At 60.9% G+C, this 24,618-nt stretch carries 26 protein-coding genes and 1 pseudogene; 13 read left to right on the forward strand and 14 right to left on the reverse strand.

The features are described 5' to 3' along the window. The first annotated feature begins 472 nt into the window (after positions 1–472). The 7 genes from OMP40_RS11385 (at position 473) to OMP40_RS11415 (ending at position 9,749) form a co-directional block, all read left to right on the forward strand. Positions 473–3,439: a hypothetical protein gene (locus OMP40_RS11385; protein WP_277531397.1), complete on the forward strand. Its 2,967-nt coding sequence runs from the start codon at positions 473–475 to the stop codon at positions 3,437–3,439. Further along, positions 3,405–3,590 carry a hypothetical protein gene (locus OMP40_RS11390; RefSeq protein ID WP_277531399.1) on the forward strand — a complete coding sequence of 62 codons (186 nt, stop codon included), beginning with the start codon at positions 3,405–3,407 and terminating at the stop codon, positions 3,588–3,590. Before OMP40_RS11385 ends, OMP40_RS11390 begins: the two co-directional genes overlap by 35 nt. 171 nt (positions 3,591–3,761) lie before the next feature. Continuing rightward, complete coding sequence (locus tag OMP40_RS43085; protein ID WP_277531401.1) at positions 3,762–5,342, forward strand: amidohydrolase family protein; 1,581 nt, start codon at positions 3,762–3,764, stop codon at positions 5,340–5,342. Between the two features lie 148 nt (positions 5,343–5,490). Continuing rightward, complete coding sequence (locus OMP40_RS11400; RefSeq protein WP_277531403.1) at positions 5,491–6,372, forward strand: helix-turn-helix domain-containing protein; 882 nt, start codon at positions 5,491–5,493, stop codon at positions 6,370–6,372. Then, a complete protein-coding gene (locus OMP40_RS11405) occupies positions 6,369–6,872 on the forward strand; it encodes a hypothetical protein (RefSeq protein WP_277531406.1) in 504 nt (167 codons plus the stop codon). The genes OMP40_RS11400 and OMP40_RS11405 overlap by 4 nt, the downstream gene beginning before the upstream one ends. Beyond that, positions 6,811–8,133, forward strand: coding sequence for a sensor histidine kinase (locus OMP40_RS11410; RefSeq protein ID WP_277531407.1), 1,323 nt, complete (start codon positions 6,811–6,813; stop codon positions 8,131–8,133). Before OMP40_RS11405 ends, OMP40_RS11410 begins: the two co-directional genes overlap by 62 nt. Continuing rightward, complete coding sequence (locus OMP40_RS11415) at positions 8,130–9,749, forward strand: response regulator (RefSeq protein ID WP_277531409.1); 1,620 nt, start codon at positions 8,130–8,132, stop codon at positions 9,747–9,749. Before OMP40_RS11410 ends, OMP40_RS11415 begins: the two co-directional genes overlap by 4 nt. A 35-nt stretch (positions 9,750–9,784) precedes the next feature. Here OMP40_RS11415 and OMP40_RS11420 read toward each other — a convergent pair whose 3' ends face one another. Beyond that, entirely contained in the window at positions 9,785–10,144 is a 360-nt protein-coding gene (locus OMP40_RS11420) for a hypothetical protein (RefSeq protein ID WP_277531411.1), read from the reverse strand. 3 nt (positions 10,145–10,147) lie between these two features. Next, complete coding sequence (locus OMP40_RS11425; protein WP_277531412.1) at positions 10,148–10,396, reverse strand: hypothetical protein; 249 nt, start codon at positions 10,394–10,396, stop codon at positions 10,148–10,150. A 41-nt stretch (positions 10,397–10,437) separates the two neighbouring features. On the opposite strand from OMP40_RS11425, the gene OMP40_RS11430 reads away from it, so the two are divergent. The 4 genes from OMP40_RS11430 to OMP40_RS11445 all read left to right on the forward strand — a co-directional run bounded on the left by OMP40_RS11430 (position 10,438) and on the right by OMP40_RS11445 (position 13,461). Further along, entirely contained in the window at positions 10,438–10,929 is a 492-nt protein-coding gene (locus OMP40_RS11430) for an ABC transporter permease subunit (protein WP_277531413.1), read from the forward strand. Positions 10,930–10,931: 2 nt separating this feature from the next. Continuing rightward, positions 10,932–11,819 (forward strand): carbohydrate ABC transporter permease, encoded by an 888-nt coding sequence (locus tag OMP40_RS11435; RefSeq protein ID WP_277531414.1) that lies wholly within the window; start codon positions 10,932–10,934, stop codon positions 11,817–11,819. A gap of 81 nt (positions 11,820–11,900) precedes the next feature. Next, positions 11,901–13,004, forward strand: coding sequence for an extracellular solute-binding protein (locus tag OMP40_RS11440; RefSeq protein WP_277531415.1), 1,104 nt, complete (start codon positions 11,901–11,903; stop codon positions 13,002–13,004). After that, positions 12,916–13,461, forward strand: a complete 546-nt coding sequence (locus tag OMP40_RS11445; RefSeq protein WP_277533122.1) for a type 2 periplasmic-binding domain-containing protein — start codon at positions 12,916–12,918, stop codon at positions 13,459–13,461. The genes OMP40_RS11440 and OMP40_RS11445 overlap by 89 nt, the downstream gene beginning before the upstream one ends. Before the next feature lie 176 nt (positions 13,462–13,637). On the opposite strand, the gene OMP40_RS11450 is transcribed toward OMP40_RS11445, so the two are convergent. From OMP40_RS11450 to OMP40_RS11490, 9 genes are all read right to left on the reverse strand, one after another. After that, complete coding sequence (locus OMP40_RS11450) at positions 13,638–14,378, reverse strand: SDR family oxidoreductase (protein ID WP_277531417.1); 741 nt, start codon at positions 14,376–14,378, stop codon at positions 13,638–13,640. A gap of 179 nt (positions 14,379–14,557) precedes the next feature. Beyond that, a complete protein-coding gene (locus OMP40_RS11455) occupies positions 14,558–15,109 on the reverse strand; it encodes a TetR/AcrR family transcriptional regulator (RefSeq protein WP_277531419.1) in 552 nt (183 codons plus the stop codon). Positions 15,110–15,305: 196 nt separating this feature from the next. Then, entirely contained in the window at positions 15,306–15,785 is a 480-nt protein-coding gene (locus OMP40_RS11460) for a carboxymuconolactone decarboxylase family protein (RefSeq protein WP_277531421.1), read from the reverse strand. Positions 15,786–15,883: 98 nt separating this feature from the next. After that, positions 15,884–16,399, reverse strand: coding sequence for a GerAB/ArcD/ProY family transporter (locus OMP40_RS11465; RefSeq protein WP_420871964.1), 516 nt, complete (start codon positions 16,397–16,399; stop codon positions 15,884–15,886). Continuing rightward, entirely contained in the window at positions 16,356–16,550 is a 195-nt protein-coding gene (locus OMP40_RS11470; RefSeq protein ID WP_277531424.1) for a hypothetical protein, read from the reverse strand. The genes OMP40_RS11465 and OMP40_RS11470 overlap by 44 nt, the downstream gene beginning before the upstream one ends. Continuing rightward, on the reverse strand, positions 16,501–16,980 hold the full coding sequence (locus OMP40_RS11475; RefSeq protein ID WP_277531425.1) for a GerAB/ArcD/ProY family transporter: 480 nt from the start codon (positions 16,978–16,980) through the stop codon (positions 16,501–16,503). Before OMP40_RS11475 ends, OMP40_RS11470 begins: the two co-directional genes overlap by 50 nt. 22 nt (positions 16,981–17,002) lie before the next feature. Next, positions 17,003–18,163 (reverse strand): Ger(x)C family spore germination protein, encoded by a 1,161-nt coding sequence (locus tag OMP40_RS11480; protein ID WP_277531426.1) that lies wholly within the window; start codon positions 18,161–18,163, stop codon positions 17,003–17,005. Next, the gene (locus OMP40_RS11485) at positions 18,163–19,362 is read right to left on the reverse strand and encodes a spore germination protein (RefSeq protein WP_277531428.1); all 1,200 of its coding nucleotides are present in this window, start codon (positions 19,360–19,362) and stop codon (positions 18,163–18,165) included. Before OMP40_RS11485 ends, OMP40_RS11480 begins: the two co-directional genes overlap by 1 nt. Next, positions 19,344–19,607: a hypothetical protein gene (locus OMP40_RS11490; protein ID WP_277531430.1), complete on the reverse strand. Its 264-nt coding sequence runs from the start codon at positions 19,605–19,607 to the stop codon at positions 19,344–19,346. The genes OMP40_RS11485 and OMP40_RS11490 overlap by 19 nt, the downstream gene beginning before the upstream one ends. Positions 19,608–19,810: 203 nt before the next feature. On the opposite strand from OMP40_RS11490, the gene OMP40_RS11495 reads away from it, so the two are divergent. Then, positions 19,811–20,911, forward strand: coding sequence for a CapA family protein (locus OMP40_RS11495; protein ID WP_277531432.1), 1,101 nt, complete (start codon positions 19,811–19,813; stop codon positions 20,909–20,911). A 200-nt stretch (positions 20,912–21,111) separates the two neighbouring features. Here the strand turns inward: OMP40_RS11495 and OMP40_RS11500 are convergent, their stop codons facing one another. The 3 genes and pseudogenes from OMP40_RS11500 to OMP40_RS11510 all read right to left on the reverse strand — a co-directional run bounded on the left by OMP40_RS11500 (position 21,112) and on the right by OMP40_RS11510 (position 23,514). Next, complete coding sequence (locus tag OMP40_RS11500; protein WP_277531433.1) at positions 21,112–22,128, reverse strand: family 4 glycosyl hydrolase; 1,017 nt, start codon at positions 22,126–22,128, stop codon at positions 21,112–21,114. A 58-nt stretch (positions 22,129–22,186) separates the two neighbouring features. Next, positions 22,187–22,504, reverse strand: a pseudogene (locus OMP40_RS11505) (family 4 glycosyl hydrolase); the annotation flags it as partial. 137 nt (positions 22,505–22,641) lie between these two features. Next, entirely contained in the window at positions 22,642–23,514 is an 873-nt protein-coding gene (locus OMP40_RS11510; RefSeq protein ID WP_277531435.1) for an AraC family transcriptional regulator, read from the reverse strand. Positions 23,515–23,634: 120 nt separating this feature from the next. Here OMP40_RS11510 and OMP40_RS11515 point away from each other — a divergent pair, with 120 nt between their 5' ends. Beyond that, positions 23,635–24,594, forward strand: a complete 960-nt coding sequence (locus OMP40_RS11515) for an alpha/beta fold hydrolase (RefSeq protein ID WP_277531437.1) — start codon at positions 23,635–23,637, stop codon at positions 24,592–24,594. The last annotated feature ends 24 nt before the right edge of the window (positions 24,595–24,618 follow it).

Raw genomic sequence — 24,618 nt, forward strand, 5'->3', positions numbered from 1 at the left:
CACCGCCCGAGCCGCCCGGGAGTTGCTGGATAGGAACTCCTGCGGTCCACGCCCCACACCGCCCGAACCGCTCGGGAGTTCCTGAATAGGAACTCCCGCGACCCACACCCCGCACGAGCCGCCCGGGAGTTCCTATATAGGAACGTCTGGGCCCGGGCAATAGGACGCTCCTGGATGGGACGGCTTCGGTCGTTCTTTGCTGGGAGAGGACATTCGAAGCAGGCCTTTTTTTGTTCGTGTAATCTGGGAGAGGACATACGAAGCCGGCCTTTTCTGTTCGTGTAATGAGCCATGCTGACGAACGCGCAAAAACTGCCGACGGACGAACATTGTCGGCCGATCCGACTGATTCTATGATATTGCTGAACTGGCGGGGAAGGAGATGAAGCGCGAGCAGCTGGAAGGGCATCGCAATTTGTAAGCGCATTCAAATGTTATTTCCAATTTATTTCTAATTTAAGAGGAGACCTGGATGATGAGAATAATGACCAAACCGACGGCCGTCGCCCTGTCGCTTGCCCTGCTTGTCCCCGTCGCTTCCGTCGCGGGCAAGGCGGAGGTGGCGAACGCGGATCCGATCGTGGCCGGCAGCGACTGGCGGGCGATCGACACGACGATGGCCGTGGCGCCCGGCAGCGCGCTGGATTTGTCGTTCCTGAACGACGCGCCCGCGGGAGACAAGGGCTTCGTCCAGATCGACGCGGACGGCGATTACGTATTCGAGGACGAACCGGCGAAGAAGGTGAAGTTCTACGGCGGCAACCTGAACGGCAGCTACGGCATCGATCCGACGCACGCGGAGATGGTCGTGATCGCGGACCGGCTCGCCGCCATGGGCTACAACGTCGTGCGGTATTCCTCCGTGGACCAGAACTATGACTGGGCCAAAGGGTTGATGGCGAAGCCCACCTCCACGACGGTGACGCTGAACGCGGCCAAGCTCGACAATTTCGAGTATTTCAACGCCTTGCTCAAGGCGCGCGGCATTTATATCGACATGGACATTTTGGCGTATGCCGATTTCTCGGGCGTCCCGAGCCTGAACACGTACGGCGCGACCGCGTCCAAGTATTTGGCGACGCTCATGCCGGACGGGATCGCCATCTGGAAGTCTTTCGCGAGCCAGCTCCTGTCGCACGTGAATCCGTATACCGGTCTTGCGCTGAAGGACGATCCCCAGCTGATGGGACTTTCTCCGGTCAACGAATCGCTGCTCTACAACGCCAGCTTTTCCGACGCCAACTTCAACAACTGGATCAAGACGGACTTCAACGCCTATCTGACCGGCAAAGGGCTGCCGACGGTGTCGACGTTTCCGACGAGCTTCTGGTCGCCGTCCGGCGTCCGGGACCTCATGACCGCGTACTTTACGGAGAAGCAGTTCGCGGCCAACGGCGACATGAAGTCGTACTTGAAGAACGTTGTAGGCGTCCGAGCGCCGATCGGCGGCATCAACTACATTAACGATTCGCTGGCCAACTACTGGCGGACGCAGGCGGACGTTCAGGAGACGCATCTATACAACGGGCTGGTCAACGGAAGAGGCGTCTTCACTTACAACCCGCTTACGCATCCGCGCTACAGCACCGTGTTCGATCCTGCGACGGCGGCTAGCTACGCTCCGCAGTACGGTTCGTCCATTATCAAAAATTACATTCCCGCCCTTGCGCTCGGCCAGCTGTACCGGAAGCCCTTCGCGCTGACGGAGTTCAACCAGGAGTTCCCGACCGACGGGCGAGACGAGCTCGGCTTGATCTCGTCCGCGGCCGGGGCTTACAACGGCTGGGACATGATGAACCGCTTCGACTTCAGCAGCCGGGTGAACGAGGCGGTCAACGAGGCGCCGCTCGGCGGCGCCATCTCCTTCGACTCCGTCACGGACACGCTGGCGACGATGTCGGAGTATCAGAGCGCGCTTCTGTTCCGCAGGGGACACGTCTCGGAGAGCGAGCCGAAGTTCGTCATCGTCAGGGATAAAAATTGGGTGACGACGCACGGCTCCGCGACCGAAAACCAGGATCAGGAGCGCAACCGCATGATGATTCCGCATCTGTTCAAGACGGTGACGGTATACGCGGACCACCCGGCCGCGCCTTATGCCATCTACAAGATCACGCCCGATCTGACGCCGGCCGATATCGAGGCCGGGGATATCCCGAGCGCCAACGAGATTACGGTCACGAACGCGATGACGATGAAGGAGGTCGCGGAGACGTTCATCGACGCGCTCGACGACGGTGGGCTCAAGGCATCCATGCAGGATGCCCTGGACGACGACCTGCTGGTCTCGGATACGGGCGAGCTCGTGTTCGACCTGAACACGAATACGTACCTGATCAACACGCCGTACGCGGCGGCGGCCGTCGGCACGTTGGACGGCAGCGGCTACGAGCTCGGCGCCGTCACGCTGCGCGGAGACCTGGCGCACGGCACGGTGTCGGCTTTGTCGCTCGACGACGAACCGCTGGACGAGAGCGGCCGGATCCTGCTCGCCTATACGACCGACGCCGCCGGGACCGGCGAGTACGAGGTGACGTCCGGCGGCCTCACGACGTATCACCAAGGCACGCTGCCGACGCTCGTGAAGTACGGCCTTGGCGAGTTCAAGCTCGATACGACGCGCACGCCGTCGGCTTACAAAGCCTACAAGCTCGCGCAGAACGGCGTGCGGCTGGCGGAGGTGCCCGTCACGGCGACCGGCACGACGATCTCGGTGCCGCTGGAAACCGACAAAGGCTACGCGTTCGAGCTGGTGTACGATCCTGTCACCGGCACGGATCTGACCGCGCCGACGGTGCCCTCCGGCGTCGCCGCGGTGTCCGACACGGCCGCTAAGGTGGAGCTGTCTTGGACCAAATCCACGGACAACGTCGGCGTCTCCGGCTACAAGGTTTATCGCGACGGCACGCAGATCGCTTCGCTTAACGGCAACGTCACGCGTTACGTCGACAAGAGCGTTACGGGGCTTACGACGTATCACTATGTCGTGAAGGCGTTCGATCCGTCGGGCAACGTTTCTGCGGGAAGCGGGCCGACCGCCGTCACGACGAGCGATCTGCTGTTCAAGGAGCAGTTCGAGAGCGGTACGGCGGCCGGCTGGACGGTGGCCAGCTCCTGGGGCAACTTCAGCGTCGTCTCGAACGGGGGGCTCGTACGTCTATCTGGCCGACAACTTCGACAAAGGCGGCTCCAAGTCTACGGCCGGGGACGCGGGCTGGACGAATTACAGCGTGGAGGCCAAGATCAAAGCCGATCAGTGGCAGAGCCTTTACGGCAGGATCGGACTTGTAGCGCGATTCGCGGACAAAGACAATTACTATTACGTGTACTACGACAACAATCTGGGGCAGTTGACGCTCCGCAAGGTCGTAGGCGGCACGGAGAGCACCGTCGCTTCAACCTCGTTGACGCTGAGCACGGGCACGCAGCATCTGTTTAAGCTCGAGTTGAACGGGAGCGCGATCAAGGCCTACGTCGACGGAACGCTCAAGATCAATGCGACGGATGCTTCACTCGCAAGCGGGAAAATCGGCGTGTACACCCATTTCGCCCAGGCTTATTTCGACGATGTCGTCGTGAAGCAGGTATGAGCCGTAAGAACCTGAAGGGCGGTAACCTTACAAAATCGCAAAAACGCCAGACAAGGCAGCATTGGCGTTCGAGGACCTGCGCTTTAACATGAAGGTCAAGCGATCGAATCGCCGGACGGCTCCCGAAGCGCCGCTCGGCGGTTCCGTTGAAACCTTGGAGGTGCACCTCGCATGCAGACTTCGCAAGCCGAGACGCCGTCGCCGGCGGACAAGAAGAGCAAAGCCAAACGACCTATCATCGACTGCGACATTCACCAGATTTCGGGATTGGAAGAGATCAAGCCTTATTTGCCGCGGCATTACCGGGAGCTGGTCGAGGCGTACGGACCCGCGTATCCGGGCGGCATGCATTTTAACGGCGGGGTCGGCGGACGGATGGCCGACGCTTATCCGGAGGAAGGCGGCCGCGCCGGCAGCGACCTGGCGCTCATGCAGCGGCAGCATCTCGACCGCTACAACGTCGCGTACGGCATTCTGACCGGGGAAGGCTACGGTATGCAGGCGACGATCAACTACGACTACGCGGCTGCGACCTGCAGCGCGATTAACGACTATACGATCGAGCATTGGCTGTCGCGGGACAGCCGGCTGCGGGGCTCGGTCATGATCCCGAAGCAGGAGCCGCGGCTCGCCGCGAAGGAGATCGACCGCGTCGGCGGCAGAGCCGACATGGTGCAGGTCATCGTCTGCAACGGCGCGACGCTGCCCTACGGCAACCGGTATTACGATCCGATCTACGAAGCGTGCGTGCGGCACAACCTGCCGTTTACGATCCACGTCGGCCTGGAAGGCGAGGGCATCAACAGCCCGCCGACGGGCGCCGGGTACGTGACGAACTACATCGAGACGCGCTGCGCGCGGCCGTCGACGATGGCGGCGCATCTGGCCAGCTTTATTTTCGAAGGCACGTTCGAGCGCTTCCCGACGCTTAGGGTCGTGCTGCAGGAAGCCGGGGTCCTCTGGCTAGCGCCGCTGCTCTGGAAGATGGACCAGGAATGGAAGGGGCTGCGCGTGCAGACGCCGTGGGTCCGCAAGCGGCCGAGCGAATACTTCCGCGAGCATGTCCGCGTCACGACGCAAGCCGATCGACGAGACGCCGAGCCGCGCCTTGTTCGACGCCCTGCTGGACAGCATTCACGCCGACGAAACGCTGATGTACTGCAGCGATTATCCGCACTGGGACTACGATTCGCCCAAGCAGGCGCTGCCCCGGCTTGCCGACGCCCTGGCGGACCGGGTCTATTACGACAACGCAGCCGAACTGTACGGTCTGCCGACGCGAGAGAAGGAGGCGGAAGGATGAGCGCGACGGAACAGGAGCAGCAGCGGCCCGACCCGCGAGCGGCTTCGCCCGATCCGAGGCGGCCGGCCAGCTCTTCGGGCAAGCGGTTCCGCGCCGCGCGCGTAGCGGAGATCCCGCCCGGCGCGCGCAAGATCGTGGAGGTGGAGGGGCGCAGCATCGGCGTCTACAATATTCAGGGCGCCTATCACGCGCTGCGCAACGTCTGTCCCCACCAGGGAGCGGAGCTCTGCAAGGGGCTCGTGACCGCGGCCGTCGTATCCTCGGGCCCGGGCGATTTCCGCTTCGAGCGGGAAGGCGAGATCGTGCGCTGCCCGTGGCATCAGTGGGAGTTCGACATCAAGACGGGCTGCATGGTCGTCGACGGGAAGGTGCGAACCAAGTCTTACGAGGTGACCGTGGAAAAATTCGGCGTATCGGTCGAAGAAGACTACGTGATGATTCATCTATAGCGGCACGAACGAGGCGGCATGACGATAGCGGCATCAAAGCATAAGAAACCTCTCCGGGCGATGAGGTTTTTTATGCTGAAGGCCGATTGACAGCGTTTGGAAAGCGCTTGCTATAATAGGGGGGGATTATGCGGAAAGGGGATGCGTCATGCAGGAGACCGCCATCGAGTGGTTCGAGTCGCAGCTGTTCATCCCCGACGCCTTGGCCTGCAAAGGGGGCATCTGGCCGCTTCGCATCGGCCGAAACGTGGCCAAGCCGACTTATCGGACGGGCCTGAAGATCCTGGAATACTACAACGTGCACTTTATCACGGAAGGCAAGGTCGAGTTCGATCACGGCGGAGAGCGGGTCGTACTGTCCAGGGGCGATTGCTTCGGCATGTTCCCCGGGGATACGTACCGTTACAGCTTGGCGACGGGCTGCCATGAGCTGCAGATGACATGGATCTCCATGGACGGTCCGCATGTCCCCGGGCTGTTCGAGCGCGCGGGCCTCGGCCGGCACAAGCCCTTCCTGACGGGCGTACTGGGCAAGGAGCTCGAATCCGCGCTGCGGCTGCTTTTTCATCCCCGAAAATACGACTTGAAACGGCATCTCGAGCTGTGCGCCGTTTTGTATCAGGTGTTCGCGCTGCTCGTTCCGCAAGGCGAGGCGGAGCGGACGCGCCAGGGCATCGACAGCTGGATCGCCCGCAGCGTCGCTTATATGGATACCCATTATGCGGAGAAAATCACCGTTCACGACGTGGCGGATTACCTGTCCCTGCACCGCGCCTATTTCTCCAAGCTGTTCACGGAGCGGATGGGCATTTCCCCTATACACTATTTGCAGAAGCTGCGCATGGACAAGGCGGCCGACCTGCTTCACGCAGGCTACGCGATCGTGGAGATCGCCGCCATGCTCGGCTATTCGGACGCCTATGCGTTTACGCACGCATTCAGCAAATTTTACGGCATGCCGCCCGGCCATTGGCGGAAGGCGAGGCGCGGCGGGGCCGCTGCCGAGGCCGGGACGGAGGCGACGGATTGAGACGGACGCAGGGATTGCAGTTCAAGCTGTCGCTCACCTTTATCCTGATTCTGATCCCGCTCGTGATCGTCAGTCTGTTCGCGAACAACTACTCGCAGCGGATCATGAACGAGCAGATTCGCGAGCGCACGAAGGGCGCCCTGCAGACGACCCTGGCCTACATGGACCAGATGGCGAGCAACATGGATCAGCAGACGCTGCTCATCAGCTCCAACCCCAGCATCGTCAACATCTGGCGGGACAAGCGGGACCCGTTCGTCCCGGACAATCTGTACGACGTCCATACCGTGCAGCAGCAAGCTGAATTCCCTGACCAACATCAACGGCTCGATCAAGGAGGCCTATATTCTGCACGGCGAGAGCGGCAACGGCGTCTCGACGACGCTCGGCGGCATCCGCTGGCCTCGGATCAAGGAGGAAGCCTGGTTCCGGCAGGCGGTGAACGGCGTCGGGGCGCTGTTGATGTACGTCCCCGGATCGGGGGGCGGAGACGACGATAGCAGCGGCGGCGGCGAGAGCGGCAACGGCGAGGGAACCAACCGATACCTGAAGGACGACAGCCTCTACTACATCCGGCTGCTCGACGTGCTGAGCGAATCGCCGGAGCCCAACGTGCTGATCTTCGCCGTCCGCAAGACGGCGCTGCAGGAAGTCATTCAGCATTTGCAAACGTCCGCGGACATGAATATCTCGCTGTTCTACGGCGACAAGCGGATTCTCGAGACGAACGCCGGGGCGGCGCGCGTCCGCGGACAGGAGCTGTTCACGATCCGCGAGTCGGGCGGCGCGTGGTCCATTCAGCTGGAGCAGCCGAAGGCGGAGATCTTCAAGCAGTCGCGCCGGCTGCAGCTGTTCACCTACCTGACGATCGTGCTCAGCATCCTGCTCGCCATGTGGATCGCCTGGTTCGTCTATATCCAGATTTTACGGCCGCTCTATCAGCTGTCCGGCGCGTTCAGGCTGGTCAAGAACGGCAATCTGACGCATCAGATCAAGCACGTCCGCCGCGACGAGCTGGGCCATGTCATGGACGGATTCAACCAGATGGCGGCCGCCCAGCGCATCATGATCGAGGAGAATTACGAGAAGGAGCTGCGCCTCGCCAAGTCGGAGTTCAATCTGCTGCAGTCCCAGATCAACCCGCACTTTTTGTACAACACGCTCGATTCCATCTATTCCGTCGCAGTCAAGCACGGCATGCGGGAGATCAGCGACATGGTGATGAACCTGGCCAAGTTTTTCAGGGTCAGCCTCGGCAAGGGCAGGCAGGACTTCACGCTCGCGGAGACGGCGGAGCATCTGATGTACTACATTCGCGTCCAGCAGATGCGCACGGCGCATTTCACCGCGGACATTGAGCTGGCGGAAGATACGAAGGGGATGCCGGTGCTGAAGCTGCTGCTGCAGCCGATCGTGGAAAACGCGATTATCCACGGCATCGAGAAGGATGCGATGGACGGCGAGCTGCGAATCCGGTCCCGTCTGGACGGGCGCGGACTGATCGTCGAAGTGGAGGATACCGGCGCGGGCATGCCGCCGGCCAGGCTGGAGGAGATTCGCCGGGAGCTGGACACGATCACGAGCAAGCTGTACCGGCTGCCGCAGGACAGTCCGTCAAGCCGCTTTTTCGGGCTCAAGAACGTCAAGTCCCGGCTTAAGCTTTATTACGGCGAGGCGGCCGACCTGCTCGTGGAGAGCGAGGAATACGTCGGGACAAAGGTAACGTTGATCATTCCGATCCGGACGGAGGAAAGCGCATGAAGCTGCTGATCGTCGAAGACGAATACCGCGTCCGGGAACGGATCGCGCTCGGCATCCCGTGGGAGGCGCACGGCATCGAGGTGGCCGGCGCGGTGGAGAACGGCAGGGAAGCGATCGCCGCGATGCGCGAGGCGCATATCGATATCGTCGTTACGGACATTCACATGCCGGACGTCGGCGGACTGGAGCTGGCCAAGCTGCTGAAGCGCGACCATGCGCACGCGAAGGTCATCATTTTGACCGGCTACGACCAGTTCGAATACGCCCGCGAGAGCATCGACCAGGGCGTGTTCAAATATTTGGTGAAGCCGGCGGAGAACGAGCTGATCCTGGACACCGTCCTCAACGCCAAGCGGCTGCGCGAGCAGGAGCTGTACGACCGCCACAACCTGTCGCAGCTCGAACGCCGGTGGAAGGAGCATCTGCCCCGCCTGAAGGAGCTTTTCTACAAAAATTGGCTGAACGGCCGCTACGCCGGCTGGGAGCTTGCCAAACGCAGCGAGGAGATCGGCTTTGCCCTGCAAGGAAGGACGCTGCTGTCCGCCGTGGTGGACATGGATCCGACCGCGGGCAACGACGACAGGTTCCCGCCGGACGAGCGCGCGCTGCTGCAATTTGCGTTATTTAACATCGCCAAGGACGTGCTGGCTGAGGCGGACGAAGAGGATGCAGCGTTCGAGACCATCGCGCTGCAGGACGACGACGGCTTGACGGCGGTCATCTTTATCGCCTCCTCCCCGGCCGGCGGAGAAGCGCTGCGCCAGCTTGCGGATCAGCAGCTCGGGAAGCTGCTCGGCACGGTGAAGGACTGCCTGAAGCTGACGGCGAGCGCGGGCATCGGCGCCGAAGTGACCGATCCCGCGCTGCTGCCGGTCGCGTACAAGCAGTGCCGCATGGCGCTGCAGGAGCGGATCGTGCTGGGCCGCGAGACGATCATCCGCTACCGGCACGACGTCCCGGCCGACGCGTCCTGGCTCAACATGAACGACATGGAAAAGGAGATCGAGATCGCGATCGATACCGGCAGCGAGGGCAGGCGGGCGGCGCTGATCGCGGCGCTCATGGAGAAAGGCTTCTCGCCCGGCCGCCAGCTCGCGGACGCCAAGGAGATGCTGCTGCGGATCACGGCGCTGCTCACGCGGATCGTCCATGCGCACGGCTGGAGCCTGCGGGAGACGCTCGGCGCCGACTACGAGGACTTTATGAACTTCAACCAGTTGCTGACGAAGGAGCAAGTGACGACCTGGCTGGAGCGGATGATGGCGCGCATCGGCCGCTCCGTCGCGGAGCGGCGCCGATCCGGCACGCACGTGACCGTCGGAGAGATCATGGCCTACGTCGAAGCGCATCTGGGCGAGGAGGAACTTAGCCTCTACGCCGTCGCGGCCAAGCTGTATATCAATTACTCGTACGCGAGCCGGATCATCAAGGAAGTGACGGGCAGCTCCTTCTCGGAGAGCGTGCTTCGCCTGCGGATGGAGAAGGCGAAGGCGCTGCTCGCGGGAGGCGCGAAGGTGTACGAGGCGGCGGAGCAGGTCGGCTACAAGCACGTCAACTACTTCTCGAAGAACTTCCAGAAATATTGGGGAATCAAGCCGAGCGACATGCAAGCTTGAATGTATAGGGCAACGACACTTTAAGCGAGCGGCGCTCAAAGGCGTCCGGATCCATTGGTATAGCGGCACTCCAAAGCATCGGCATTCGACGAACCCGGTCGGATGCCGTTTTTTTTGCCAACAACCGCAAATATGTTGCGTTTAAAGTAAAACCATTCGTCTACTGCCGCGATCGGGCCCGCGCTATAGTTGATGCAGGGACCCAAACGGCTGACGAAGGAGACGAACATGGCGAAAACGAATACGGGACTGCCGCGTCCCGACTTGGCGGCGACGGGCGGTCCGCTAAGGGCGATTCGCAAGCACTGGGATTTGTACTTGATGGCGCTGCCCGCGATCGCGTTGATCGTGATTTTCAAATATTTTCCGATGTACGGCGTCATTATCGCATTCAAGGACTACAACCCGATGCAGGGGATGCTGGACAGCGAGTGGGTCGGATTCCGGTTTTTCCGCGAGCTGTTCCTGTTCGACGAGTTCCCCCAGGTCGTGCGGAACACGGTGGCGATCAGCCTCATGAAGCTGGTCTTCGGTTTCCCGGTACCGATTATTCTGGCGCTGCTGCTTAACGAGATGAAATATATCCGGCTCAAGCGGACGATCCAGACAATGACGTATTTGCCCCACTTCATCTCGTGGGTGATCATCGGGGGGGATCGCGATCGACCTGCTGTCCCCGAGCAGCGGAATGGTCAACAAAGCGATCGGGCTCATGGGCTTCAAGCCGATCTTTTTCCTCACCGAGGAGAGCTGGTTCCGCTGGATCCTGATCGCGTCGGACATCTGGAAGGAAGCGGGCTGGGGCGCGATCATCTTCCTGGCCGCGCTCATCGGGATCAACGACGAGCTCTATCAGGCCGCTACCGTGGACGGGGCGAACCGCTGGCGGCAGATCTGGCATATCTCGGTGCCGGGGCTTCGCGCGACGATCATCGTGATCCTGCTGCTGCGGATCGGCAACATTTTGGACGCCGGCTTCGAGCAGGTGCTGGTCATGTACAATCCGACCGTCTACGACGTATCCGACATTATCGACACGTACGTGTTCCGCGTGGGGCTCGGCACGATGCAATTCAGCCTGACGGCGGCTGCGGGACTGTTCAAGTCGATCATCGGCTGCATCCTGCTGGTGCTGGCCAACACGCTGGCGAGACGGATGGGCGAAGAGGGGGTGTACTGACCGTGCAAACGCAAAAGCTTGGCGTCAAGGGCTTCCGGGGCGATTCGATATTTCAACTCCTGAACGCGGCGTTTTTATCGTTGATCTCGGTCTCCATGCTCCTGCCGTTCATTCATATCGCGGCGAAGTCGCTAAGCGATCAATCGTACGTCGTCGCGAAGGACGTGTGGCTGTGGCCGAAAGGGCTGAATTTCTCTTCGTACGACTTCGTGCTCTCGTACAAGCAGTTTTACGTGTCGTTCGGCAACTCGCTGTTCATTACCATCGTCGGCACGTTGATCAGCATGGCGGTGACGCTGCTTGCGGCGTACCCGCTCGCCAGAAACGGACTGCCGTACAGACGCTTTATGATGCTAATCTTCGTCATCACGATGTTTTTCAGCGGCGGCCTCATTCCGACCTACCTGATCGTGAAAGACGTCGGCCTGCTGAACAGCCTGTGGTCGGTCATTTTGCCGGGCGCGCTGGCGCCGTTCAACCTGATCCTGATCCGCAATTTTTTCAGCGGGCTGCCGGAGGCGATGGAGGAGTCGGCGCGCATGGACGGCGCCTCCAGCCTGCGGATTCTGGCCCAAATCTACGTGCCGCTTTCCATGCCGGCCATCGCGACGATCTCGATGTTCTACGCCGTCGGCTATTGGAACAGCTTCTTCCAGGCGATGATGTACCTCACGGACAGGAGCCTTATGCCGCTGCAAGTGTTCCTGCTGCAGCTGGTATCGAACGATAAGCCGGCCGACATGGTCGTCAACGACGTGCTGAGCGGCGTGACGCCGGAATCGATGCGGGCCGCGGCGATCATCTGCGTCGTCCTGCCGATCCTGTGCGTGTATCCGTTCATCCAGCGTTACTTTGTCAAAGGAATCATGCTCGGCGCGGTGAAAGGGTAGAGAAGCTTCCTTTCCCGGCCGGCACATCGCAGTCGCATGTATAGAGTGTAGACATTTCATTTACGGGAGGCTCGCGCAAGTATGTTGAAGACAAAGAAAAGAACGAAAAGAACGGCCGTCGGCATCGGCGTCATGGCGTTGATGCTGCTCGCGGCAGGATGCGGCGGGAACGATAGCGGCAACAAGACCGCGGACAAGACGGAAGGACCGTCTACTTCCGCGGCAACGGCGAGCGACAAGGGAGGAGCCAAGAGCACGGAGCAAGCGAAGGCGCTCAAGGACTTGAAGATTACCCGCCTCTATCACGGGGCGATGGAGACGTTCAAGGGCGCCGACACGATCAACAGCAACCGGCTGATCGACAAGCTGCGGGAGGAATCCGGCTTCAACATCCAATACGAAGCGCTCCCGCTCGAGAATCCGTCCCAGAAAATCTCGATCATCTTCGCTTCCGGCGACGTGCCCGATATTATGACGATCGCCGGCAAATCCGATTACTTCAAGCTGGCCAAGCAGGGCGCGCTCGAGCCGCTCGACGATCTGATCGCCAAGGAGATGCCCAACGTCTCCAACATGGCCGGCCAGGAAGCGCTGGACGCCGTCAAGTTCGACGGCAAGATCTACGCGATTCCGTACCGCCAGGCCCAGAAGGTCGGCAACGGTCTGCTGGCGCGAACGGACGTCCTAAAGGAGCTTGGGCTTAAGGAGCCGGGGACGCTCGACGAGTTTTACGAGACGATGAAGACGATCAAGGAGAAGAAAAACATCGCGCCGCTGTCGATCGCGACGTCCAATCCGGGCTACTTCTTCGACGGCTTCACGCCTTTCGCCGCGGCCTTCGGCGTCGCCACGCCGACGAAGATCAAGGACGGCAAGCTGGTGTTCTCGTGGGTGCAGCCGGAGTACAAGGAATTTTTGGAGACGATGAAAAAATGGTACGACGAAGGCTTGCTCGACCAGGAATTCGCGATCAAGAAGGGCACGCAGGAAACGCTCATCAACGGCACCGCAGTCTTTACCCCGATGTACTGGGGGGAGCGTACCCGAGATCGACAATGCTTTGAAAGACAAGAACGAAGGCGGAACCGTCGGCTTCATCGCGCCGCCGGTCGGCAAGAACGGGGAGTCCGGCCTGCAGGACAGCTCGATTTCCACAACCTACATCATTATTCCGAAGCAGGCTAAGAATAAGCTCGGCGCCGCGCAGTATCTGAATTTCCTGTACACGCCGGAGACCGACGAGCTCGTCAACTACGGCATCGAAGGCACCGACTACACGAAGAAGGACGGCGTCATCACCCAAACGCCGGAGCAAAGTGCCAACATCCCATGGCGTTCGATCTACCCGCTCGGCGACACGGACGCCGGGTTCGCGGCGAGGCTGAAGGCCAAGGGACTGCTGCCGTACTACGAGCCGCTGCTTCAATACAAGAAGCTGCGCGAGGAAACGAACTACGCGCCGTCCGTCGAAGCGTACGACGCCAAGTTCACGGAGCTGCGCAACTACATGGAGGAAAATTCCATGAAGTTCATCATGGGCAAGCGCAGTTTATCGGAATTCGACAGCTACGTGAAGGACTTCAACGCCAAAGGCGGGCAGGACGCGATTGACGCGATGAACGCGTGGTTTGCGAGTAAATAAGGGACCTGCGAACCGCACGAACCTCCCCCCGGGGTTCCTGAACAGGAACTCCTGCGGGCCAAACTCCGCACGAATGGCCCAGGTAATCCCGGACGGGAGCACCTGGGCGATTCGTCATGCCGCGGACGACGAATTTTCGGAGAAAATCAGACGGCTCGCGCCTGCGCATTCGCGCATTAAGGCAGCGCGGTCGGCCTCACCACGATCTCGTTCACGGACACGTCGTCCGGTTCGTTCAGCGCGAACGCGATCGCGCGGGCGATCGCATACGGGGAGATGCCCATGCCGGCGAGCTGGTTGGTCATCGCCTTCGTGTCGGGGCTGCCGATCGAGTCGAGCAGCTCCGTCTCCGTCAATCCGGGCGACACGATGGTCGAGCGGATGCGGGAAGCAGGCGATTCCTCCTGCCGAAGACCTTCGGAGATCGCCCTTACGGCGAACTTGGTCGCGCTGTATACGGCCGAGGTCGGGTTGACCTGGTAGCCCGCGACCGAGGATAGGTTGACGATGTGGCCCGCCCGCTGCGCTCTCATGACGGGCAGCACCGCCGCGATGCCGTACAGGACGCCTTTGACGTTGACGTCGATCATGCGGTCCCACTCGTCGACCCGCAGCTCGCTTAGGGGGGATGCGGGCATGACGCCAGCATTGTTGACGAGCGCGTCGATACGGCCGAATTGCTCCTGCGCGAAGCCGGCGAGCTTCTGCATGTCGTCGTACGAAGCGACGTCCGCTTGAAAGGAGACCGCTTGTCCGCCGTCCTGCCGGATCTGGTCTTCGATCGTTTTCAGCCGGTCTTCTCTTCTGGCGGCCAGCACGACCTTGGCGCCTTGATGCGCGAGCAGCTTGGCGGTCGCTTCCCCGATGCCGCTCGAAGCGCCGGTGATGACGACGACTTTTTCGGTTACGTTTAGCATGAAATCCCACTCCTCTATTTGTAATTAATCAACATCAGTCGTATATTCGACCGTTGCTGATTATCATTATAGAGAGATGGGGCGGCCGTTCAATCGCTAATCCATGCCGTTTTGTACGATATCCGACATTCGCCGATTCATTGTCTAATATCTTGCCTCGCGACGAGCGGAAGCGCGATTCATCTTACGAATTTCTCGAACAATTCGCCGACTTGCTTGGCCGCGAGTTCCGCGGGGATCGGCATCCGGTTCAGAATCCACCATTCTGCCGTGCCGACGAAGGCGGAAGCCAGGAAGCGGGCGACCAGTTCCAAATCCATGTTCTGCCGGGCGGCAAGCGCGCCGATCTTCGCCTTGGTGCCCGCGGCGATGCCTTGAAGCAGGCGATCGCGGAAGACGGACGTTTTCTGATTGGACAGCATCGTATGGAAAAACGCATAATTCGCTTCAAAATAGGCAAACATCGGTTTGAGATCGTCGATCGGATTGACCGCTTCCGCGCCGCAAACGGCGATCATCCGATCGATATGATCCTTGATGCATTCGTCGAGAAGCGCGTACTTGTCCGCATAGTGGAGGTACAAGGTGCCGCGGTTGACGTTGGCTCTGTCGGCGATATCGTTGATCGTGATGTGGTCGAGGTCCTTTTCCGACACGAGCGCGAGGAACGACTTCGTGATCGCGTCCCGGGTTCGCAGGATTCTTCGGTCCACCTTGGCCGGCTTTTCCATTTCGCACGAACTCCTTTGGCATCGTTTTGTTATAGCGTATCATGAACGTCGGTTGGATAAACAACTTTTGTTCAAGATCGAAGCTGCGGGGAGTGCGGGCTCGCGCGAGCGGGGAGTCATCCAAACGTGACCAACGCGCAAAAAAGGTACAGCCCCTTAAACGCAAAGGGGCTGTACCTTTTTTAACGCGCCCGACTTAGCTCAGGCCCGCCTTCGCCAGCCCGAACGCCGCGTCTGCCGAGCCCGGCACGTTTTTGAACGCGATGTTGATCCGGTTCCAGGCGTTGATCGCCATGACGGAGAACGTCAGGTCGGACAGCTCCTTTTCCGAATATTCCCCGCGTACGCGCTCGTACACGTCGTCCGGCACGCCGTGCTCCGGCAGCTTGGTCAGAATCTCGGTCCACGCCAATGCGGCGCGCTCGCGCGGGCTGAACAGCGTCGATTCGCGCCAGATCGGCAGATGGTAGAGGCGCAGCTCGCTCTCGCCGTTGATCTTCGCCTGCTTGACGTGCATGTCCAGGCAGAAGCCGCAGCCGTTGATTTGGGAGGCGCGGATATGAACGAGGTCGAGAATCTTCAGTTCGATGGAGCTGCCGTGCTCCGCGTTGCTGAAGGCCATCATTGTCTTGAAAAATTCGGGCGATTGCGCCATATAGTTGATTCGTTGCGTCATAGCGGGTATGACCTCCTGTGGATGATTTTGCGGTGCATATCTATAACGACGCAGCTTTGGATGTTGTGACAATCCGCTCCCCGGGCAGCGCCCGATTGTCAATCCAGGGCTTGCCGCCGCTTGCGCAGGCTGCCGACGATCCACAGCAGGAGAGGTATCGCGATATAGAGCGCGGGATAAAAAACGTCGGTCAGCCACGCGCTGCGGAACGGAAACGACAACTGCACGATCTGCGCGCTGTAAAGGACGTAGCCCAGCCATGCGACGGTCAACGCGCCGGCGATTCGTTTCCAATGGCGATAGCCGCTCCATTCGGCCAGCCCGTAGCTCAGGATGAACAAGCCGATCGCGAGCTTGATGAAGGCGCCGAGCAGCCAGAGCGGGATGTAGAACACATCGATGTTCTGGATAAAGTTAAGAATGGATATCATCTTCGTCAGCGAGTAGACAGGAACGACCAACTTGGCCGCCATGTCGGGACCGGTCACGGCCAGCATCGCGAACGTCGCGAGCAGCCCCCAGCAGGCGGACACCGCGGTTCCCCACAGTATCCCGCGCGAGGCGGTCCGTTTATTTTCGGCAAAAAAAGAACAGCATGAGGACGATCGAAGGATCCAGCATGTAGTTAAACGCGTTAAAGGCCCCGGTGCCGATCCGCAGCCAGCCCGAGTCGGCATAGACGGGCAGAAGCCGCTTCAGATCCATCTCCTGCGGATTAAGGAACAACTGCGCGAACAGGATCAGGATGAAGATGGGACCGATCACCTCCGCGCATCGGCTGACCGCCGTGATCCCCCCCTTTGTACACCGCGTAAAACACGAGAAAGAGCATGCAAAGAAGGACCGCGGACATGGGTGTATTATGCAGCATGACGAGGTTTTGAAAATTCGCCATGTCCTTGACGGTCGTGGACATCTGCAGGAACCAGTGGACGAAGTAGGCCGTGACGACGATTTTGCCGGCCACGGTGCCGAGCAGATCCTTCATCATCTTGACGAGCGTCTTGTCCCGATTTTGCATGCACACCCGCAGCATGAGCCAGGTGACGGCCATCATGAGCCCGTCTCCGAGCAGGATCGAGATCCACGCGTCCTGGCGCGCCTCGTTCACGGCGATCGTGATCGGGATGTAGGAGAACATGATCATGGACGAGATGCTGGTCATCCAGAACAGCTGGTACCCGCTTAATTTCATCGTGCTCCCCCTCGCCGCGCATTCAATTCATATTCCCGCCGCTCGATCCGATGGAGATGAGCCGAACGTCGGTCCTGACGGTGACGTCGAGCGTCTTGAACCGCTCGTCCCAGTCGCCTTGCCGCGACCTCCACCAGTATGGATCATGCCTGTGGAGATGTTCGCCGATGCCGAAGATATCCGGCCCCCATCGCTGAATTTTTTTCACCGTCCGCTGAAAATTCCTTTGGATCTCTTCGTTCAGATAGCGCTCCGTCTCGGTCATGCTGCGGATTTCGGACATGTCGAGCGAGGTCGTGTTTTCGACGAGATACGCTTGCGCCTTGACTTCCAGTTCGGCGCATTTGGATTCGCCGCAGTCCTTCGTCCGGATTTTGCGCTTCAGATGGACGAGCCTGAACGACAAGAGGCCTTGTCCGTTTTTCCCGGGAATCGTCATGCCGTGATACGCGACCTTGCCGGACATCCAGCCCGCGGCCGCGCTTTCTTCCTCGTCCAGGATGCCCTGGATGCGAAGCTGCTTGTTCAAGACGGCAAAGCCGTACAGCGAGGCGAACGGTTCGGGCGCCTTGCCGTCCGACTTCAGCTTCTCGACCTTCAGCACCGGCAGCAGGGGACGCAGGCCGCCGGCATCATGCTCGAGAATAAGCTGCCTGGACGAAAATCGCGTCAATCCGTTGATGTGCAGCTCCTTCTCGGCGGCGATGCTCGTGAGACGCTCGAGCGGGTGTTTGAGCATGAGCAGCTCCTTGGCGCTGTCGCCCCGCACCACGAGCGTCAAGTCCCGCATATTGTTGGCGGGATCGCGGCCGAGCTTGTCGAAGAGCTTGCCGGCGTCGTCCTGCTTAAAAAACGCTTCGCTGATCGCGATCAGGATACGGTGACTCGTCATCAGTCTGCGGGACATTTTTCGCTGAATCTTTTCGGAGGCTTCGAACACGTCCCTGCCCGTCGCGGACACGACGACGGAGCTCTTGGCATCGCCGGCGCCGCCCCCCGCGAACGGTCCGCTCAACTGGGAGGGAATGACGATCTGGTCGCTGATCTCGATCAGTCCGCCCTCCGCGCGGTCGACGGCCGTGCCCATCACGAAGGCGAGCTGGTTCGGCTCGACCGCGTCCGTGCACGCCGACAGCGCGATCGGCGCCAGCAGACAGCAGGCCGCAAGAAGAAGGGACCGCATCAGCTCTGGCGTCCTTTTTGGTTTTTGCCGCCCCGCATCCAGAACGGGTAGCGGACGAACAGGTCCTTGATCCGCCTGCCGTCGAACGGCGCCAAGGGGCTCAGATACGGCGTTCCGAACGACTCCAGCATGACCAGATGGATCAGCAGGAAGATGATGCCGTAGGCGAAGCCGACGAAGCCGAGCAGGCCGGTGATGAACAGCAGAATATAACGGAGCAGGCGAAAAGGAAGCGTGGCGCTGTAGCGCGGGATCGTGTAGGCCGCGACCCCTGTCAGCGAGATCACGATGATGATCGGCGTGGAGATGATGCCGGCTTCGACGGCGGCTTGTCCGATGACCAGGGCGCCGATGATGCTCACGACCGGTCCCAGCTGATTGGGCAGATGGACGCCGGCCTCCTGCAGTCCGTCGAAGACGAACATCATCAGGAATACCTCGATTACGGTTGGAAAAGGCGAGTTTTCCCGCGCCGTGGCGATGCTGATCATGAGGTTGCTCGGCACCATCTCCGGATGAAAGGTCGTCAGCGCTACGTAGATCGCCGGCAAGGCGAAGGAAATAAACGTCATGACGTAGCGGATGAACCGGGTGAGCAAGACGAACACGAACCGCTCGAAGTAATCGTCCGCGGACTGCAGTCCCGACCACAAAGTCACGGGAAGCACGAGCGCGAACGGCGTTCCGTCCGTGAGCAGGGCGATCTTGCCCTGAAGCAGGCTCGCCGACACGATGTCCGGACGCTCGGTATTTTGAATTTGCGAGAAGAGCGAAAACGAGTTGTTTTCGATCCATTCTTCGATATAGGCGGAATCGATGACGCCTTTCAGTTCGATGCCCCGCAGCTTCTCCCGGACGCTGGCCAGCACCTCGCCGTCGGCCAGCCCTTGCATGTAAACGAGCGCGACTTCGGTCTGCGTATATTCGCCGATCGTGAAGGCTTCCATCTTCAGGTCCGCATGCACGATTCTGCGCCGGATCAGCGACTGGTTCGCGCGGATGTTTTCGACGAAGCCTTCCTTCGAGCCGCGCAGCGTCGATTCCTTGAGCGGCTCCTGGATGCTGCGCTGCTCGTACGCCTGGACCTGCGCGACGAGCGCCGACGCTTCGCCGTCCGCGAGAATCGCCGCGTTGCCCTGCAGGATCTGCTTGACAAGGCCCGCCATCGACGTCTCCGTCTTCACGTTCGAGAGCGGCACCCGCGGCGAAGCGTCTCGGCCAGCGACGGCAGCCGGTCGAGGCCGTCCGGCAAGCCGGCGTAGAGGAGCGGTCTCAAGAGCAGCTGTTCGATGCCGTCCGTGCCGGCCATGCCGTCGAGATAGACGAGCATCAGCAGGGGACGATTTTTGTGCGCGAAGGTGCGGATGACGATATCCGAGCCCGGATGGAGCCGCCGCTTAAGCTCGGCCTCGTTCTCGCTCAAACGCCCGCTGATGGCCTCCATGCCGTTCACCCCGTTCCCAAGTATGCGTTCGCGAGGAATATTATGGGCCGAGGCGCGGCCGTCTATGCGCGGGCATTCGCGGGGATACCTATAATCCGGGCAGTCGCTTCGGAATGTTTACCGGATGGATACAACGTCTCTGCATTTTTGAAATATCCGCCGGATACATTGGATATAAAACAACGATAGCGAGGTACATATCCTTGGAAAAATGGAGCAAGCCTTTGATCGTCCTGGCCGCGGCCGTCATGCTGAACGGATGCGGCGCGCGCGCCGGCCATTCCGCGGGCGCCATCCCCGCGCAAGGGTCCGCCTCGCACGCGCCGCCGGCGCACGAAGCCGTTCCGGCGTCCGTCAAGCAGACGAAGCCGATCGAGATGATCTTCGCCGGCGATACGATGATGGACGGCAGCGTGAAGGAAGCGATCCGCGTCCACGGCGCCGACTACCCGTTCAGCCAGATCAAAGATGAGGTCGGCCGGGCGGATTATGCCGTGCTGAATCTGGAGACCTCGGTCACCGAAGCGAAGGACAAGGATCTTAATCAGCGCTTTAATTTCAAATCGTCGGCAAGCTCGCTCAAGGGCATCAAAAACGCGGGCTTCGACATGGTGTCGCTTGGCAACAACCATGTGCTCGACTACAAAGAGCGGGGGCTGAGGGACACGCTCAGGAATGTCGAGAAGGCAGGCTTGCGCCATGTGGGAGCGGGTCTGAACGAGGAGGAGGCGTTTCATTTCGAAACGGTGAAGCTGAACGGCGCGACGGTCAAAATCGGCGCGGTGACGCGCTTCATGCCGACGACCGCCTGGAACGCGACGGCAGACAAGCCGGGCGTCGCCAGCGCCTACGAGCCGGAGAAGCTGCTGGCGGCCATCCGGTCCGCGAGCGCCGGCGCGGATTATACGCTCGTGTTTATCCATTGGGGGGTGGAGAATACGACGTCCCCGCAGCCCTGGCAGCGCGAGCTGGCCGCGGATATGCTCGACGCGGGCGCCAGCGCGGTCATCGGCAGCCACCCGCATGTGCTGCAGGGCTTCGAGTTTCACGAAGGCAAGCCGATCGCTTACTCCATCGGCAACTTCCTGTTCCCCGACTACGTGAAGGGCAAGAAGGCGGACACGGGCTTGCTCAAGCTGACCTTGGACAAAGGCAAGGTCGGCATCGCCTTTCATCCGCTCGCGATCCGGCACAACCAGATCGTCGGCCGCGACGCGACTTACGAAGCGGCCCAGCTGCGCTATCTGGAGGATCTCTCCGTTGGCGCGGTGCTGCACGACCGGACGTTCGTCGAACGGAAGTAGCCGGGGCAGGCGGGCGGCGCATCTCCATACGACAAGGGCGAGGCAGAGCCGCATCGCCATGCGACAAGGGCGAGGCGTCGCGGGATCTCCATGCGACGATCGGGAGACAGCGCCGCATCTCCCCGTGATCGGCCGAGGGCAGCGCCGCATCGCCAAGCGAAAAAGAAGCGGCAGCCCCTATTAACGGGCTGCCGCTTCTTTTACTTCGCGCGCGTGAAGTGGTACAGGTCGCCCGCCGGCTGCGGAAGGTCCGGCCAGTTGCGGCCTTCGCCGTTGAACTGGGGCAGCCATGGCGCGAGCGCCTCCAGCATCTCGTCGACCATGCGCCATACCTGCTCGGTGCTGCAGACGGCGGCCGTGAGCGGATCGTGCAGCACGGCGAGCTTCACGAGCTCGCGGTTGCCGGTCAGCGCCGCCTCGACGGCCATCTCCTGCACGCTGATGCTCGCGCGGCAGGTCGCGGCGCAGGCCATCGGGAGATCGCCGATGTACGTCGGCGCGATGCCGTTGCGGTCCACGTAGCACGGGATCTCGATCGTGGCGCCGTCCGGCAGGTTCGTGATCATGCCGCGGTTCTCGATGTTGAAGTTGCCGCGGTACGTCTTGCCCGTCTCCAGCGCTTCGATGATGTACGAGCCGTGCTCCTCCGAGCGTTGGCCGAGCGGGATGGACGCGATCTCGCCGCTCAGCATCTTCGGGTACGTCTCCTTGTAGTCGACGAAGCGCGTCAGGCAGTGCTCCAGATAACCCGCCGTCACCCCGCCGATCCATTCCTTGTCGTTGATCCACTTGGACATGTCGGCGGATTTCTTGCGGTACCAGGGGAGGTATTCGCTCAAGTGACCGTTCGACTCCGTCGAGTAGTAGCCGAACCTGCGCAGCACGTCGATGCGGCACGGCTCTCTTTGCGGCAGCGTCGGGTGGTTCTCGAACGCTTCGAGCAGATGCGGCGTCAGATCCTTGCCCTTGTGGGAAATGTTGACGAACCACGTCTGGTGGTTAATGCCCGCGCAAATCTGGTCGATCTCGTCCTGCGGCAGGCCGAACGCTTCGGCGATCTGCTCGTGGCCATGCTGCACGCCGTGGCACAGGCCGACGACCCGGACGCCGCCGGCGCGCCGGACGGCCCACGTATTCATCGCCATCGGGTTGGAATAGTTGAGCAGCAGCGCGTTCGGCGCGAGCTCCCGCATGTCCTTGGCGATGTCGAGCAGCACGGGGGATCGTGCGAAGCGCGAAGAACACGCCGCCCGGGCCGAGCGTGTCGCCGACGCATTGCTCGACGCCGTACTTCAGCGGGATCTCGATATCGTGGCGATACGCCTCGAGACCGCCGACGCGAGCGAGGCAGATGACGTAGTCGGCGTCCTTGATCGCATCGCGCTGGCTGGTCGTCGGCACGATCTTAACGTCCGTCAGGCCGTTCGTCTCGAGCATGCGCTCGCTCAGCTTGGTCACCATCTCGAGCGTCTCCGGATCGATGTCCATCAGCCGGAATTCGGTATCGCGGAATTCGGGCACCGCCATCAAGTCCATGATCAACCTGCGGGTGAAGTTAATGCTTCCGGCCCCGATCATTGCGATTTTCAACATTTTATATCGACCTCCGTATGAAATAATTGCGCATTACATCCTCTCGGCTAATATCATAGAATCCTGATATGCGGGGCGTAAATAGCATAATATTTTCACCGGATTGATAAAATATTGCGCCGTTCGCGAACGGTGTGTCAGTCGATAAAAATGTGGTGTTCGGGGATGTCGTCCGTACTGTCGCGGAACTGCTGGGGCGAAGCGTCCATCAGCTTGCGGAACACTTTGCCGAAGTAGCTGCCGTTGTCGAAGCCGGTCGCCGCGGCGATGGCCCCGATCGGCTGATCGGTCTGCCGGAGGAGCCGGGACGCCTGTTCGATCCGGATCTTGGTCAGATAATGGATCGGCGTAATGCCGGTATGCTTCAGGAAAAGCCTGCAAAAGTGATACTTGGACATGCCGGCTTCGGCGGCGATCTGCTCCAGCGTCAGGAAGCGGTGGTATTGCGCGTCCATGAACTTCAAGGCGGCGGCCACCGAATCGGGGACGGGGCGTCCGGCGTCCGGCCTGCCGTCGACGGCCCGCAGGCAGGCCACGATCCATTCGTACAGGCGGACGGACAACTCGTACTTGTCGAGGCCCGTTTTCGCCTGCGCGCTCTCCATCATCTCCCACAGCATGGCGATCGGCTGCGCGTTCGGCTTGAAGGAGACGACCGGCCCGGCCTTCGCGACGATATCGTTCCAGTAGCCTTCGACATGCCGGCCCGCCGCCGTCAAAAAGATAAACTCCCAAGGCTCGCCGCCGGCATCCGGGCTGTAGTAATACTCGTGATTGTCCGGCACGGTCACGAAAAAACCGTGGTGCTTCGGAATGCGATAATGCTTGCCCCCGATCGTCAGATTGCCTTCCCCCGACAAGGTGTACTGGAACAGCGCGAACTTGTCCCCGCGCGTCCGCCCGTTCCAGCGGTAGCTGCCGCTCACGGCGCTCTCCCAGCCGATCGTCCGGATCGCCATCAAGGCATCCGTCGGTTCCGCGTATCGGAATCCAAAGTTGGTTCTGAGCAATATAATGCGACCTCCAACTCAATTATTTGCGATTGAAGCAAGGACGAATATGGCCTACATTCAAAAATAGGAATGACAAATTTGCAAATATTGTACTACGAGGGAAAGGGGCGATGGAAGATGCCGACGATCGATATGCCGCTTGAGCAGCTCGGCACGTATGCAGGGAGGAATCCGAAGCCCGCCGATTTCGACGCCTATTGGGCGCGGGCGCTCGCTGAGATGAGGGATGTCGACCCGGCAGTGGAGATCGTCGAGAGCGGCTTCGAGGTCCCTGGCGCGGATTGCCTGCATCTGTACTTCACGGGCGTCGGCGGCGCGCGCATTCATGCCAAGTACGTGCGGCCGAAGCACGCGAAGGAGCCGCATCCGGCGGTGCTGCAGTTCCACGGCTACGCCCATCATTCGGGCGACTGGATCGACAAGCTGGGCTATGCGGCGGCGGGCTTTTCCGTGCTGGCGATGGACTGCCGCGGGCAGGGCGGACGCTCGGAGGATAGAGGCGGGGTCAAAGGGACCACGTTCAGAGGACATATCGTCCGCGGGCTCGACGACCACCCGGACCGGCTGCTTTTCCGCGATATATTCCTCGACGCGGCGCAGTTGGCGGGCATCGCGATGTCGCTGCCGGAGGTGGATGCCGGCCGGGTGGGGACGATCGGCGGCTCGCAGGGCGGCGGACTCGCGCTGGCCTGCGCGGCGCTGGAGCCGCGCATCCGGCGAACGGCGCCGAGCGTGCCTTTCCTGTGCGACTACAAGCGCGTATGGGAGATGGATCTGGCGAGAGACGCCTACGAGGAGCTGCGCACCTATTTCCGCCTTTTCGATCCCCAGCACAAGCGCGAGGAAGCGATTTTCGAGCGGCTCGGCTATGTCGACGTGCAGCATCTGGCGGACCGGATCCGGGGCGAGGTCATGATGGGCGTCGGGCTGCTGGACACCGTATGCCCGCCCTCCACGCAGTTCGCGGCCTACAACAGGATCGTCGCGGGCAAACGGATGGAAATTTATCACGACTACGTGCACGAGCGGCTTGCCGACTTCGAGGACAAGGCGCTGCAATTCATGCTGGGCATGTAGCGCCGGAGGGGGCGGGTGCGCTCG

Origin of the sequence: Cohnella rhizosphaerae (assembly GCF_029525575.1) — a bacterium.
Lineage (GTDB): Bacteria > Bacillota > Bacilli > Paenibacillales > Paenibacillaceae > Cohnella > Cohnella rhizosphaerae.

Coding starts and splice junctions, on each gene's coding strand:
- OMP40_RS11385 (WP_277531397.1), top strand. CDS start 473: ATGATGAGAATAATGACCAAACCGACGGCCGTCGCCCTGTCGCTTGCC.
- OMP40_RS11515 (WP_277531437.1), top strand. CDS start 23,635: ATGCCGACGATCGATATGCCGCTTGAGCAGCTCGGCACGTATGCAGGG.
- OMP40_RS11475 (WP_277531425.1), bottom strand. CDS start 16,980: ATGAAATTAAGCGGGTACCAGCTGTTCTGGATGACCAGCATCTCGTCC.
- OMP40_RS11450 (WP_277531417.1), bottom strand. CDS start 14,378: ATGCTAAACGTAACCGAAAAAGTCGTCGTCATCACCGGCGCTTCGAGC.
- OMP40_RS11400 (WP_277531403.1), top strand. CDS start 5,491: ATGCAGGAGACCGCCATCGAGTGGTTCGAGTCGCAGCTGTTCATCCCC.
- OMP40_RS11480 (WP_277531426.1), bottom strand. CDS start 18,163: ATGCGGTCCCTTCTTCTTGCGGCCTGCTGTCTGCTGGCGCCGATCGCG.
- OMP40_RS11455 (WP_277531419.1), bottom strand. CDS start 15,109: ATGGAAAAGCCGGCCAAGGTGGACCGAAGAATCCTGCGAACCCGGGAC.
- OMP40_RS11490 (WP_277531430.1), bottom strand. CDS start 19,607: ATGGAGGCCATCAGCGGGCGTTTGAGCGAGAACGAGGCCGAGCTTAAG.
- OMP40_RS11415 (WP_277531409.1), top strand. CDS start 8,130: ATGAAGCTGCTGATCGTCGAAGACGAATACCGCGTCCGGGAACGGATC.
- OMP40_RS11430 (WP_277531413.1), top strand. CDS start 10,438: ATGGTCAACAAAGCGATCGGGCTCATGGGCTTCAAGCCGATCTTTTTC.
- OMP40_RS11440 (WP_277531415.1), top strand. CDS start 11,901: ATGTTGAAGACAAAGAAAAGAACGAAAAGAACGGCCGTCGGCATCGGC.
- OMP40_RS43085 (WP_277531401.1), top strand. CDS start 3,762: ATGCAGACTTCGCAAGCCGAGACGCCGTCGCCGGCGGACAAGAAGAGC.
- OMP40_RS11425 (WP_277531412.1), bottom strand. CDS start 10,396: ATGATCACCCACGAGATGAAGTGGGGCAAATACGTCATTGTCTGGATC.
- OMP40_RS11460 (WP_277531421.1), bottom strand. CDS start 15,785: ATGACGCAACGAATCAACTATATGGCGCAATCGCCCGAATTTTTCAAG.